This is a genomic window from Flavobacterium succinicans (assembly GCF_001662485.1).
GTDB classification, from domain to species: Bacteria; Bacteroidota; Bacteroidia; order Flavobacteriales; family Flavobacteriaceae; genus Flavobacterium; species Flavobacterium succinicans_A.
In genome coordinates, this window is the sequence record NZ_JMTM01000053.1 from 54,441 (window position 1) to 69,052 (window position 14,612).

The following is a 14,612-nucleotide window of genomic DNA, read 5'->3' on the forward strand; positions in this document are numbered from 1 at the left end:
ATATTCATAAAATTGGATTACAACTTTCAATCCTTATCAAATATATTATTAATTCCTGCAAAACAAAAATCACTAATTACTAATTACTAACTACTATTCACTATTAAATACTACTTTTGAACATTAGACGTTATCGTAAGCTATGTGGAATAAAATTGTGCTTCTTGGAGTCTTCTTTTGGCTTTCTGGCGTCTACGCGCAGGAAAATCAATCGTCCTATCGCACTAAAAAAGTCCGCGTTACTACCGATACCATTTGGTTAGAAAAAACAAGTATCAATCCGAGTTTTTTTAAAATTACAACCGACAAAAAAGAGACGCTTCCCACCGCAAACTACAGCGTGAATTTTGAAAAAGGCTATTTGCTGTTACAATCTATTTCGACACTTACCGCCGAAGAACTAACGGTTCAGTACCTAAAGTATCCCGATTTTTTGACGAAAACCTACCAAGTCTACTCGGATAGTCTAGTGGTCAACAACGAAGCGCTGAAGGGTACTTTATATCAAATGGCAGAAACGAATCCTAAAAAAACAACACCTTTTGATGGGCTCAATACCTCTGGAAGCATCACGCGTGGGGTGACGGTGGGCAACAATCAAAACGCGGTGCTCAACTCGAATTTGGACCTGCAAATCAGCGGTAAACTCTCAGATAAAGTCAGTATTAGCGCCTCGATTCAAGACAGCAATATTCCGCTACAAGACGGAGGCTATTCGCAAAGATTGGATCAGTTTGATAATATTTTTATGGAATTGTACAGCAAGGATTGGAGAGTCCGCGGAGGCGATTTGTTTTTAGAAAATCGAACATCTCAGTTTATGAATTTCAACAAAAAAGTACAAGGTTTGAGTACCCAATTCGATTGGGGCAACACCGAAAAACACACCAAAATCGAGGCTGCTGTTGGTTTGGTCAGAGGGCAATATGCTAGAAGTTCATTTATTGGTCAAGAAGGCAATCAAGGGCCTTATAAACTCAAAGGAAATAATCAAGAAGCCTACGTATTAATTGTTTCGGGTTCGGAGCGCGTGTATGTAAATGGCAATTTGCTAAAACGAGGAGAAAACAACGATTATGTGATGGATTACAACGCGGGTGAGTTGGTCTTTACCCCTTTATTCACCATCACTTCCGAAATGCGAATTGTAGTCGAATACCAATTTACAGACCAAAACTATACCCGAATTGTTGCGTATGGAGGTGGAATGCACGAAAACAAAAACTGGCGTTTTGGTAGTTATTTGTATTCCGAAAGCGACTTGAAAAACCAACCCTTACAGCAAAGTTTGTCCAAAGAACAAGTCGCCATTTTACAAAATGCGGGCAATGACCCAAGCAAAATGAATGCGCCATCAGCCTATGAAGATTCGTATTCTGAAAATAAAATCTTGTATGAGAAAAAAAGCGCCAATGGTATTGAATACTTTGAATTTTCAACCAACGACCAAGCTGTTTTGTACAATGTTCGTTTCAGTAATATAGGTGCGAATCAAGGAAATTATATTCTAAAAAACTCCGGAGCAATTGGCAGAATTTACGAATACATAGCGCCCATCAACGGGATTTTACAAGGAGAATATGAACCAACGATTCCGCTCATTGCTCCCAAAAAAATACAAATCGCTACTTTTTTAGGTCAATACCAGCCAAATGAAAAAAGCAGTACTGATTTTGAAATTGGCGTGAGCAACAACGACCAAAACTTGTTTTCGAGTCTTGATGACAATCAAAACAAAGGATTAGCCGCAAAACTCAACACCAAACAACGCTTGTTTACCGGAAAATGGAATTTGGATTTTATAGGCAATTACCAATACATAGCCGAAAGCTTCAAAACCGTAGAACGCTTGTTCAACATCGAATTCAATCGGGATTGGAATTTGGGCAGCACAACTGCGGGTAATCAAAGCTTCTGGACTGCAGGAATCCAAAGCGAATGGAACCCAAACTACAAAGGAGCGTTAAAAGGCAATGCGTCTTATCAACTAGAAAAATTAGATTTTACCGATTCTTTTTCTGGGCAAAAACACCGCATAATGGCGCACTTCCAGCTTCCGAATTGGCGTTTTCAAAATCAGACTAGCGTACTCAAAAGCGACAACTTGTTGAACACTTCAAATTTTGTTCGCCAACAAACCCAAGTCCGTTTTCACAAAAAGAAAAATTGGGTGGGCGCTACCTTCCGTTTAGAAGACAACCAAGAAAAAATCAAAAGCACACAAACCTTCACCCCCATCAGCCAGCGTTTTTCAGAGATAGGAGGTTTTGCGGGTCGCGGCGATAGTACCAAAGTTTTCGTGGCTGTGGGATATTTGCAAAGAGCCAACGACAGTATTCAAAATGGCGTGTTACAACGCGTCAACCATTCACAAACCTTCAGCTTAAAATCAAAAGTCTTTCAAACTGCCAAAAGCGATTTGTCTGTCTTTGCCAATTATCGTGTCTTGGAATACACCCATAACTCCGCACAAAAAGAGCCTTCCCTCAATTCGAGAGTCGTATACAATGACCGTTTTTGGAAACAATTGGTACAAAGCACCACCGCTTATGAAACCAATTCGGGTTCGATTGCCCAACAAGAATTTACCTTTTTAGAAGTCAATGCGGGGCAAGGAGTGTATGCTTGGAACGATTACAACGGCAACGGCATTCAAGAATTACAAGAATTCGAAATCGCGCCTTATCCTGATTTGGCGAAATACATTCGCGTGTTTTTGCCCAACCAAATCTTTATCAAAACCCATCAAAATAAGTTTTCGCAATCCCTAATTATTAACCCAAACCAATGGCAAAACGAAAAAGGAATCAAAAAAATAGCCTCCTATTTTTACAACCAAACCTCGTTTATTATGGACCGAAAAATTAAAAACGAAGGCGGTAATTTCGATTTGAATCCGTTTGGAAGCCCGAAGGACGATGTCTTGGGACTCAACTCCGTTTTCAGAAACAGTTTATTTTTCAATCGAGGCAAACAAAAACACTCGGTCACTTACACCTATTTGCAAAACAAATCCAAGAGTTTATTGTCCAATGGCTCACAGGAAAACAGCAATGCCTCACACCAGTTGCAATACCAACATTTGTTTCAAAAAAGTTGGCTGCTGAACTTCTTTACCAAAACATTGGCGACCGCCGTGGTTTCCGAAAATTATGCTGAGAAAAATTTCGACATCAAAGGCTATCAAATCGCTCCCAAAATCAGCTATTTGTTTTCTAAAAACGCCAGTTGGGAATTGTTTTATGAATTCCAACACAAAGAAAACCAACTCGCTCAAGCCGAAACCCTGCAACAAAACCGATTGGGAACCGCCTTTAGTTATGCGCGCAACGCCAAATTCACCCTCAACGGTGAACTCTCTTTTTATCAAAATCAATTCGATGGCAATGCTCAATCTGCTGTAGGTTTCCAAATGCTCGAAGGCTTACAAACCGGTCAAAACCTCACTTGGCGTTTGTTATTGCAAAAAAACATCACCCAATTTCTAGATATTAATTTCAACTACCAAGGCCGCAAAAGCGAAACCAGCACCGCCATTCACACCGGAAATGTGCAGTTAAGAGCTTATTTTTAGGACAGCTATAAATTGTTATAAAATATAAGTCATTCAAGTTTTTTATTGACTTTTTGAACCATATAAGGAATTTAAGGACATAAAAGACCCCAAATTACGCAATGTTCGCAAAGAATAATCGGCTGTTTAAACGATTAAACTTTAAACTTATCTGACTTATATGTTAAAAATTAAATAATCAGGAGAGCCAACAAAAGGCTTTTTCAGCCGGCAGGGATTCCTGCTATCCACTATATCTCTTGTCTTGTTGTAAGGACAAGACAAGAGGATGCCGTTCCTATCAGGACTAGAAGCAAAATTGAGGCATTCTTGCCAACACTAAAACTAAGATTTTTAGAACTTTATATCCTTTTACCAAAAATAATTAGTAGTTTTAGTAATCCATTAATTTAAAACCCTAAAACTATGAAAAGAATACTGATTTTATGTTTCTTGTTTATCGCGTCCAACACTATTTTCGCCCAAGAAACAGCCACCAAAAAGAAAACTACAAAAGCTAAAACAGAAGTTTCTGCTGCCGAAAAAGAAGCCAAACAAAAAGCAGCCAACGAAAAAAGAAAAGCAACTATAGCTGCCAAAAAAGAAGCCGAAGCCAAAGAAGCTGAAGCTAAAGCTGCCAAACAACAAGCCGCTAACGAAAAAAGAAAAGCAACTATAGCTGCCAAAAAAGCCTCCGCCGAAAAAGAAACTGCTGAAAAAGAAGCCAAAAAAGCCACAACTGCAGCTAAAGCAGAAAAAAGCAAAGCAGAAAAAGCCGTAACTGAAAAAGCTACCAAAGCCAAAAAAACAGCCGAGGTTAAACTCAAAGAAACCACCGAAAAAGCGCCAAAAACTCCAGACAAAGTAACAGGTGAATACAACGGCAAAAAAGTATATACTGGCCCAAGAGGCGGGAAATATTACATCAATAAAAACGGAAACAAAACCTATATCGAAAACTAGTTTTCCCGTAAAACACAGTATTTCAAAGGCTTTCTTTAAAAAGAAAGCCTTTTTTTATGTAAACAGTTGTTAAATTAAACTTTTAGTAATGTTCTGTAAACTTAAAAAAACAAGAGTATTGCTACCTTGCCTCTGTATTAATGTTTAATTTTGCACACTAAATGACCTTGGATTCTACCTCAAAAACGATACTCATCGCACCCTTAAATTGGGGATTAGGCCACGCGACTCGCTGTATTCCAATTATAAAAGCCTTGCAAGAAAATAATTACACCCCCATCATCGCGTCGGATGGTGTGGCACTAGAATTGTTAAAAAAAGAATTTCCTTATATTCAAACCCTACAACTTCCCTCCTACCAAATCGAATATGCCAAAAATGGCAAAAATTTTAAATGGAAACTCCTCAAAAGCTTGCCAAAAATGTTGGAAGCCATAAGAGAAGAAAAGAAATTGGTCAAAAAGTGGATCAAAAAATACGAGATTGAAGGCATTATTTCAGACAACCGCTTAGGCGTTTATAATCCAAATGTTCCTTCTGTTTTTATTACCCATCAGTTGAATGTAATGACTGGAAATACTACTTGGTTTACGAGTAAATTACACCAAAGAATTATAAAAAAATACACTAAATGTTGGGTACCCGATGTTGAAGGAACTCCCAATCTTACAGGAAAACTAGGTCATGTAAATGGCAATCATTTTCCAGTACAATACATTGGCCCTTTGAGCCGATTACATAAAAAAGAGAGTCCAAAAGTCTATGACTTGATGGTAATCCTTTCTGGTCCAGAACCTCAAAGAGGAATGCTTGAGAAAAAGCTAACAGAGGAAGTAAAACATTTTGAAGGTAAAGTCGTTTTCGTAAAAGGAATCATCGAAAAAACACAAGTTAAAGAAATAGTTGGTGACGTAACTTTTTACAATTTTATGAATACACGCCAGTTAGAACAAACCTTTAATGAAAGTGAACTCATTTTGTGTCGCTCTGGCTATACCACGATTATGGATTTGGTCAAATTAGGTAAAAAAGCCTTTTTCATCCCTACTCCTGGACAATACGAACAGGAATATTTGGCGATCAAACTTGATGAAGAACGCATTGTTCCTTATGCTTCTCAAGAAGCTTTTAAAATTGAAATGCTATCAAAAATCACCGATTACAAGGGACTTTCAGAAATGAATACCACAATAGATTGGGAGGAACTTTTGTCTGTTTTTTAAACGAGAAAAAAAATCCTTCGTTAATTAAAAGGAGGAAGTCTAATTGGGTTTATTTTAAAGGATAATATCCCACCTCAACAATTACATTTTGCCCTTCGTCACTCAAAATCCAATCGATGAATTTTTTGGTTTCACCCGTTGGTTTTTCTCTCAAATACATAAAAAGGTATCTAGAAATAGGATAGGTTTTATTTTTAATTGTAGCCGCCGTTGGCAAAATTCCTTTGCTCTTAGCATCTTTTTTAACTTTACAATCTTTCACGCCTTCGGCATAAGCCGCACCACCATATCCAATACCAAACTTATCTTTTTTCACTGCATTAACAATGGCGGCTGTACCAGGCAATGTTTGACAAGTATGAGCAAAATCAGTTTTTACTACATGATCTTTAAAAAACTCAAAAGTCCCTGAGCTACTTTCCCTTCCATACAACTGAATTTTAGCATCGGATCCACCCACTTGTTTCCAATTCGTGATTGCTCCCGAAAAAATATCGGATAACTGAGCAAGGGTTAACTCATTTACAGGATTGGTTTTATTTAAATACACTGACAAACCATCTTTCGCACAAGCAATTTGAATTCCATTCTGCTTGTATTTGGTTTTCAATTTTTCTAATTCTTCTTGTTCTATCGGGCGGCTTGAATTGGCAATCATCGTCGACCCATTAATTAATGCCGCAATGCCTACGCCTGATCCACCACCGGTAACTTGAACAAATACGCTTGGATTTTTTCTCATATAAACCTCAGCCCATTTTTGGGATAAAATGACCATTGTATCTGATCCTTTTACGGTTATTTTCGTAGTAGTAGTAAACGAAAATCCAATCATCATAACAACTACTAAAAGAGCTGCTAATTTTGTTTTATACATTCTTAAAATTTATATCATTTAATACAAAAATAGAAACTCCAAACTAATTATGTGTTATTTCTACATTAATCCTTCTTCAAATTGATGACTTTATGCTTGTTGAGATTAGTCATGATTTTCCTCCTCTTTTACAAGTACTTTTTTTGGTTTTTCCTTTTCTAAGGTAAAAGAAAATTCGGAGCCAATACCAAATTCACTCTCCACATAAATTTTTTCTTTATGGGCTTCAATAATATGTTTTACTATAGAAAGGCCTAAACCTGAACCGCCTTCTGAACGAGAACCACTTTTGTCCACACGATAAAAGCGTTCAAAAAGACGCGGAATATTTTGCTTTTCAATTCCTTCGCCATTGTCTGTTACGCGAATCAAAACTTTTTTATTCGTTAAATTTACAATGGTAACTTCAGTATTTCCGCCTACTCTTCCGTATTTAATAGAATTCACGATAAGATTTTCGACTACTTGTTGAATTTTATCTTTATCGCCATGTACATAAACCGACTGAAGATTACTGCTCTCAAAACCTAGTGTAATTTTCTTTTTATCGGCCTTCATTTCTAGCAAATCAAAGACATTCTGAATTAGATCTACAATATCAAAATTAGAAAACTCTAGATTTAAATCGCCAGATTCTAGCTTTGTAATCATGTCTAAATCTTCAACAATATAAATCAATCGTTCCACTCCTTTTTCGGCACGTTTTAGGTATTTCTTTCGAACAGATTTATCATCCATGGCTCCATCTACTAAAGTAGACAAATAGCCTTGGACTGTAAATAATGGCGTTTTTAACTCATGAGAAACATTACCTAGAAATTCACGTCGATAAGCTTCACGAACCTGCAACATCTCGATTTCTAGTTTTTTATCGGTGGCGAATTTCTTCACTTCGCGCGTCAACGTTTCCATATCAGTAGTGATGGGCTGATTGATGAACGAACTGGATTCTAATAAGGCTACGTCATCATATATTTTTTTTACTCTGCGATAAATAAAACGTTCTACACGATATTGAATCACCAAGAAAGAAAAAATATAAGTTCCTACAAAAGCAATTAATGCATAAGAAAGAATAATTTGAGAAGGAGGTTTAAAAAAAGCTTGTTGCAGAATAGCCGAAGATAATGCCACAAAAATGCTGACATACAAAGCGGATTTTATGGCAAATTTATAGGTCTTTTTAAAGTTGATTTTTACCATGGGATTCAATTCCAATTTGTTACTTTTTTAGGATTAAAATATTTTTTGAACGCTTAGTTTCATTTTAAAAGACAAAAATCACAAATTATAACCAATAATTTGGTGTCAATTTGTGATTTTATTTTAAAATTACGAATACGCTTCTGCAAAAGAACAGTAGCATTTATAGGTAGTTATACTTCAAATTTATACCCTACCCCTTTGATGGTTTTGAACAAGTCTTCACCAATTTTTTCTCTTAATTTGCGAATGTGTACATCTATGGTTCTTCCACCAACCACTACCTCATTTCCCCAAACTTTATCTAAAATCTCGTCTCTTTTGAAGACTTTTCCTGGTTTTGAAGCTAGCAAATAAAACAATTCAAACTCTTTTCGTGGTAACGCAATTTCAATATTGTCTTTTATAATTTTGTATTCTTCACGATTGATTTCTATTCCTCCAACATTAAGGGTTTCACTATTCTGGGTTTCTTCTTTTAATCTACGAAGTAATGCTTTTACTTTACTTACCAATAATTTGGGCTTAATTGGTTTTGTGATATAATCATCGGCACCTGCATCAAAACCTGCTACTTGGGAGTAATCTTCGCTTCTGGCGGTCAAAAAAGTGATGATCACATTGTTCAATTCAGGGATTTTACGAATATGTTCACAGGCTTCCATTCCGTCCATTTCTGGCATCATGACATCCATAATAATCAAATCTGGCAATTCTTTTTTGGCTTTGGTAACCGCTTCTTTTCCATTGCTTGCGGTTACAATTTGATAGCCTTCTTGAGAAAGATTGTAGCCTACAATTTCCAAAATATCTGGTTCATCATCAACCAATAAAATCTTTGTGCTTCTTTTTTTCATAAAAAATGGTGCAAAATCTATTAAAACAAATCAAATTTAGGCTTTTATTACTACAAATTCACAAAAACCATCGTAAATGTAGCTATAAAGAAATCATTTGTAAAAATAGAATTCGAGGACTTAACTTTAATTTAATATGTTAACATTTGCATAATGATAATAAAATACAATGTTAATATTGAAATAACATCGGGTTTAAAGCATGGTTGTTATTTTGCCCCCAACAAACAAAGACAACAAATGAAATTAAAATTTTTAATCCTTACCTTATTTATAAGTGTACTTGGATTTTCTCAAAACAAAGGAACAATTACTGGAATCTTATCTGACAAAGACTCTAACAATCAACCCTTACCATTTGCAAATGTAACTTTAAAAGGAACAAAAATTGGAGTAAATACTGATATTGATGGTAAATACACCTTAAGTGCAGCAGCAGGTAGTTATGTACTACAATTTAGTTTTGTAGGATATGAATCCGTTGAAGTTGCTGTAACAGTTAAAGCCAACGAAACTATAACTGTAAATAAATCTATTGGATCTGGCAGTTACAAATTACAGGATGTTGTAGTAAAAGCCGCTGCTCCCAACAGACAAAAAGAAACCGCTTTATTACTTGAGCAAAAAAATGCAGTAGAAATTAAGCAAAGTATTGGTGCTCAAGAATTAGCTCGTAAGGGAGTTAGTGATGTAGCAACTGCTGTAACAAAAACTACTGGAATCACAAAGCAAGAGGGATCAGGAAACATATTTGTAAGAGGTTTAGGAGACCGATACAATTCTACTACCATGAATGGAATGCCAATTCCATCAAACGACCCAGAAAAGAAGAACATCAATCTTGATATTTTCTCAACCGACATTTTGGAATACGTTTCTATTGATAAAGTATACAGCAGCCGTTTATATGGTGACTTTGCAGGTGGAAATGTTGATATAGTTTCGAAAGACTATAAAGGAAAAGGTTTCTTGAAAATTGACATTGGCTCAAAAGTAAATACTAACGCTCTTCAAAATGATAATTTTTCATTGCAAAAAGGAATCAATAGTTTAGGGTTTAGTACTTCTACTATACCATCAAACCCATTGACCAATTATAATTACAACTCATTAAACTTAGATACCAAGAATCCAATCGCAAGTTCTGTTGGAATTTCAGCTGGTAACTCTTTCAAAATAGGTTCTGAAAGTAAACTAAATGTATTTACGACAGTATCCTTTGGAACTGACTTTACATCTCGTAGCGATGGTAGTGCAAAAGGCGCCGTAAATGGTAATGGCGTGGTTTTTAAAGATTTTAAGAACTATACTCTTGATAGTTACAACACCAATTTTACTGCAATGTTGAATTTGGGATACAAAATCAATAATAGTAACAAAGTAAGTTTCAATTCTGTATTTATCAATACTTCTTCATTAAGTAAAGAAGAATATACTGGATTGATAATCGATATCGCTAATGACGGTAATGGTTTGATTCGTCGTAACAAATTCGAAAAAAATACACTGTGGATCAATCAATTATTAGGTGATCATAAATTAAGCGATCGATCCAACTTTAATTGGGGACTTTCTTTAAATACTATAGATGGTGATATGCCCGATAGAAATCAAAACATTTTTAGAAAAGAAGCTGCTGGATACCAATTATCGAATATTTCAGCTCCTGATAACCACCGTTATTTCCAACAATTACAAGAGACAGAAGCTGCAGCAAATATGGCTGTAGATTACAAATTCAACAAAACTGGAGAAGGGGAATACAAAGGAAAATTCACCCTTGGATATAATGGTCGAATGAAAAAGAGAGATTTTGAAGCAACTCAGTTCAACTTCAAAACCAATGCCAACGCCGCTGCAACAATTGTTGATCCAAATAACTTAGACTTGTTTTACAACCAAACTAATTTAAGTAATAATGTTTTCCAAATATCAACTTTTAGAGGTAATGCACAGGTGTCAAATGCACTTGATCCGCAAACCTACAATGGAGAACAATTCATTAATGGCGGTTTCTTAAATACCGAATATAACTTTGGAAAACTAACAGGTGTATTAGGATTAAGAGGGGAATACGTATTTCAAAAAATAAGATGGAATACACAGCTAGACCCGTCTGGTAATGGTTATGATGAGTTGGAAAAAATAGCCTTCTTACCAAGTTTGACTTTAAAATACGAATTAAACGAAAAGCAAAATTTGAGATTCGGATTTAGTAAAACCTATACTTTGCCACAATTTAAAGAAAGAGCATTGTTTGTTTACGAAGATGTAACAGAGGTAAAAGTGGGTAATCCAGATTTATATGCTTCTGACGACTATAATTTTGATTTAAAGTGGGAAATGTTTCCAACTTCTGACGAATTACTTTCTGTAACTGGATTTGGTAAATACATTATGAATCCAATTAACGAAGTGACAATTGCTTCATCAACCAATGATATTTCATTCATCAATACAGGTGATTATGGTTATGTAGCTGGAGCAGAAGTAGAATACAGAAAAACTATCTTTAATTTTGATGACACTAATGCTAAAAAATTATCTGCTGGTATTAACGCTTCTTACTTGTACAGTAACCAAGAACTAAGTACTTCAAAAGTAATCAATGAGACTGCATACAATGTTGTGTTTACCGATGAGAAAAGTAAATTTACTGGAGCGTCAGATTTGTTGTTGAACGCTGATGTCTCATTCTTTAATGAGTGGAACAATAAAGAAAGCAACCTTACATCGACACTAGCTTACACGTATTTCTCTGACAGAGTATATGCTATTGGAACTAACGATAGAGGAAATTTAGTTGACAAAGCATTTGGTTCATTAGATTTTATCACAAAAATGAAATTGAACAAAAAAATAGGAATCGATTTCATCGTAAAAAATATTTTAGATCCAAAGATTAACCGCGTACAAGAAAATGCGTCTGGAGACATTAACGTTCTTTCTTATAAAAAAGGTCTTAATGTAGGTTTAAATCTAAACTATCAATTTTAATAAAACACGAAAGAGCAGCTTAACAGCTGCTCTTTTTTTTTAATAAACTCTGTTAAACAAGTAACATTAACTTAATGTTGATATAAGCATTTATTAAATCAACATTGATATTTACTTAACCTTGAAAATAAAATAAAGGCAGACATTTGCCATGTTAATAAAGAACAAACAACTATTACAATTACAATCATGAAAAAAAACTTTTTGAAATTATTCGGAATTTTAGCAGTGAGTGCTGCGTTATTTACTAGCTGTTCAAGCGACAATCCAAATGAAAAACCATCTTCTTCTTTCGTAGCAGATGCAAATAATTTTCAAGGAACAATCAACGATGGTGAAGTTACTTTAGATGCATCTAAAACGTACAAATTAACTGGAAAATTACAGGTTAATAACGGCGCAACATTAAACATTCCTGCAGGAACAAAAATTGAAGGTACTGGAGGAACAGCTTCTTATATTGCTGTAACGCAAGGAGGAAAAATAAATGTAAACGGAACTGCTTCTAACCCTGTAGTTATGACAAGTGGTTTAACTACTAAAAAAGCAGGTGACTGGGGAGGTTTAGTAATTTGTGGAAAAGCTCCAATCAACCGTGTAACTGGTGGTGCAAGTACTGCGCAATCTGAGGTTGCAGATTTAACTTACGGAGGTACAGTTGCTAATGACAATTCAGGATCTATCCGTTATTTAAGAATTGAATATGCTGGAGCTGCATTTAACAGTGAAAAAGAATTTAACGGAGTTTCATTATTTGGTGTCGGTTCAGGCACTACATTTGAATATGTTGAAGCTTACCAAGGTGCTGATGATGGATTTGAATTTTTCGGAGGAACTGTAAATACTTCAAACTTGATCTCTTTAGGAAATGAAGATGACCAATTTGACTGGACAGAAGGATGGAATGGAACCAATACTAACTGGTATGGTAAATTAGCTTTCGGTAAAGGAAATAGAGGAATAGAAGCAGATAATTTCGAACTAGGCTTCTCCAATACACCATTCTCTTCTCCAACTATTTCTAATATAACATTAGTTGGACCAGGTAGTGCCCCAACAAGCGGGACTTGGCAAGAAAATCAAGCAATTAAACTAAGAAGAGGAACAAAAGCAATTTTTACTAATGTAGCTTTAAGCGGATGGGCTAGAGGTGTTGATGTTGAGCACGACGAAACATTAAGCTTTATTGGAACTTCTTTGAAATTAAGCAGTGTTAACTTTATTTCTGATGTTACAACTAAAACAAGAGGTACAAAAACTGTAGTTGCTCCTGCAACAAGTGGTGTTACAGCTGATGCTTCAGCAGTAATTGCTTCAGAATTAGCTACAGCTACTGGTGCTGGAAATGGCGTTGGAGCTCCAGGATGGGCTGCTACTTGGTCTATTGGTTTGTAATCTGATATAATTTTAGATAAAATATAAAGGGATTGAATTTATTTCAATCCCTTTTTTTATATTATATAAATCAAATTTTATATCTTTACTATTAAATCTAAGCTAATGGTAAAAAACTACTTTTATAGTATACTCTTATTGGTCTTGTTTTTTTCTTTAGGGGTTTCAGCTCAAGAGGTAAAACAACAACCAAAGCCACAAGAAAACACTTCCATTGAAGGGTTGAGCTTGTATCCAAATCCTGTGAGTAATGGTAAAGTATATATCTCTACCAAAGAGGATTTAGAAAAAGAAATCACCATTTTTGATGTTTTAGGTAAAAAAGTACTACAAACTCAATTAAGCTCTCGCGAACTTAATGTTTCTGCACTACCTCCTGGTGTATACATCATAAAAATTAATGAAAATCAAGCTTCTGCTACTCGAAAACTAATTATTAGGTAATTCTAAATAAACTACGCTAAAGCTCCAATTCAGTTGGGGCTTTTTTTTATTCCATTTTTAATATAAACTCGAAAAAGAACAAAAAAGTATACCTTTGCCAAAAACATACTGCATTGGTCTCAAATTCTGATCTTTTTTCGATTTCCAACCAAAAGCAATTTGAAAAAATCGCTTTAAAAACCTTTCGTTATCAATACGAAAACAATCTGGTGTACCAAGAATTCTGTGATTTATTAAAAACCAATGTGCAAAAGGTAAAAACACTGCAACAAATTCCGTTTTTACCCATTCAGTTTTTTAAAAGTCATGCAGTTGTGACCAATAATGAAACACCTCAAGCTATTTTTACCAGCAGCGGAACTACAGGTATGACCACAAGCCAACACCTAGTTACTGATGTCACTCTTTACGAAGAAAGTTATCGTCGAGGATTTTCTCAGTTTTATGGCAACATTGAGAATTATGTTGTTTTGGCTCTTTTACCTTCTTATTTAGAGCGCGAAGGCTCCTCTTTGATTTATATGGTCGAAGATTTAATTCAGTTATCCAATCAACCCGAAAGCGGTTTTTACCTCAACAATCACGAGGAATTAATAGAAAAGTTAATTGCACTGGATAGTGAGGGACAAAATGTGATTTTGATTGGTGTTACCTATGCCTTATTGGACTTGATTGAAAAAAGAAAATTCCAGTTCCAAAACACCATCATTATGGAAACTGGCGGAATGAAAGGCAAGCGCAAAGAAATGATCCGTGAAGAATTGCACGAACAATTATGTGCTGGTTTTGGTGTTGCTAGCATCCATTCAGAATACGGAATGACCGAATTACTCTCACAGGCGTATTCTCTTGGAGAAGGCGTATTTGAATGCCCCTCTTGGATGCAAATACTCATTCGTGATACCGAAGATGCTTTAAGTTATATCGCTAATGGAAAGACTGGAGGAATCAACGTGATTGATTTGGCCAATCGCAATTCCTGCTCCTTTATTGCTACTCAAGATTTGGGTAAAAAATACGCTAACGGTACTTTTGAAGTGTTAGGTCGTTTTGACAACACGGATATTCGTGGGTGTAATTTGATGGTGGTTTAACTCTAT

Annotated in this window: 10 protein-coding genes; 7 read left to right on the plus strand and 3 right to left on the minus strand. The window is 35.5% G+C overall.

Annotated elements, in window-relative coordinates; all coding sequences use genetic code 11:
* Window positions 1-142: 142 nt before the first annotated feature.
* The 3 genes from FLB_RS09185 (at window position 143) to FLB_RS09195 (ending at window position 5,739) form a co-directional block, all read left to right on the plus strand.
* Window positions 143-3,574: a hypothetical protein gene (locus FLB_RS09185; protein ID WP_064715664.1), complete on the plus strand. Its 3,432-nt coding sequence runs from the start codon at window positions 143-145 to the stop codon at window positions 3,572-3,574.
* 405 nt (window positions 3,575-3,979) lie between these two features.
* Window positions 3,980-4,516 carry a hypothetical protein gene (locus tag FLB_RS09190; protein ID WP_064715665.1) on the plus strand — a complete coding sequence of 179 codons (537 nt, stop codon included), beginning with the start codon at window positions 3,980-3,982 and terminating at the stop codon, window positions 4,514-4,516.
* A 161-nt stretch (window positions 4,517-4,677) separates the two neighbouring features.
* On the plus strand, window positions 4,678-5,739 hold the full coding sequence (locus FLB_RS09195; RefSeq protein ID WP_064715666.1) for a glycosyltransferase: 1,062 nt from the start codon (window positions 4,678-4,680) through the stop codon (window positions 5,737-5,739).
* A 49-nt stretch (window positions 5,740-5,788) separates the two neighbouring features.
* Here the strand turns inward: FLB_RS09195 and FLB_RS09200 are convergent, their stop codons facing one another.
* From FLB_RS09200 to FLB_RS09210, 3 genes are all read right to left on the minus strand, one after another.
* Complete coding sequence (locus FLB_RS09200; protein ID WP_064715667.1) at window positions 5,789-6,616, minus strand: phosphate ABC transporter substrate-binding protein; 828 nt, start codon at window positions 6,614-6,616, stop codon at window positions 5,789-5,791.
* A gap of 105 nt (window positions 6,617-6,721) precedes the next feature.
* Window positions 6,722-7,834, minus strand: coding sequence for a sensor histidine kinase (locus tag FLB_RS09205; protein ID WP_410503415.1), 1,113 nt, complete (start codon window positions 7,832-7,834; stop codon window positions 6,722-6,724).
* Window positions 7,835-7,992: 158 nt separating this feature from the next.
* Window positions 7,993-8,676 carry a response regulator transcription factor gene (locus FLB_RS09210; RefSeq protein WP_064715669.1) on the minus strand — a complete coding sequence of 228 codons (684 nt, stop codon included), beginning with the start codon at window positions 8,674-8,676 and terminating at the stop codon, window positions 7,993-7,995.
* A 240-nt stretch (window positions 8,677-8,916) separates the two neighbouring features.
* Between FLB_RS09210 and FLB_RS09215 the strand changes: the two genes are divergently transcribed.
* From FLB_RS09215 to FLB_RS09230, 4 genes are all read left to right on the plus strand, one after another.
* Complete coding sequence (locus tag FLB_RS09215; RefSeq protein ID WP_064715862.1) at window positions 8,917-11,673, plus strand: TonB-dependent receptor; 2,757 nt, start codon at window positions 8,917-8,919, stop codon at window positions 11,671-11,673.
* Between the two features lie 189 nt (window positions 11,674-11,862).
* On the plus strand, window positions 11,863-13,068 hold the full coding sequence (locus FLB_RS09220; RefSeq protein ID WP_064715670.1) for a hypothetical protein: 1,206 nt from the start codon (window positions 11,863-11,865) through the stop codon (window positions 13,066-13,068).
* 105 nt (window positions 13,069-13,173) lie between these two features.
* On the plus strand, window positions 13,174-13,512 hold the full coding sequence (locus tag FLB_RS09225) for a T9SS type A sorting domain-containing protein (RefSeq protein WP_064715671.1): 339 nt from the start codon (window positions 13,174-13,176) through the stop codon (window positions 13,510-13,512).
* 113 nt (window positions 13,513-13,625) lie between these two features.
* Window positions 13,626-14,606 (plus strand): acyl transferase, encoded by a 981-nt coding sequence (locus FLB_RS09230; protein ID WP_064715672.1) that lies wholly within the window; start codon window positions 13,626-13,628, stop codon window positions 14,604-14,606.
* The last annotated feature ends 6 nt before the right edge of the window (window positions 14,607-14,612 follow it).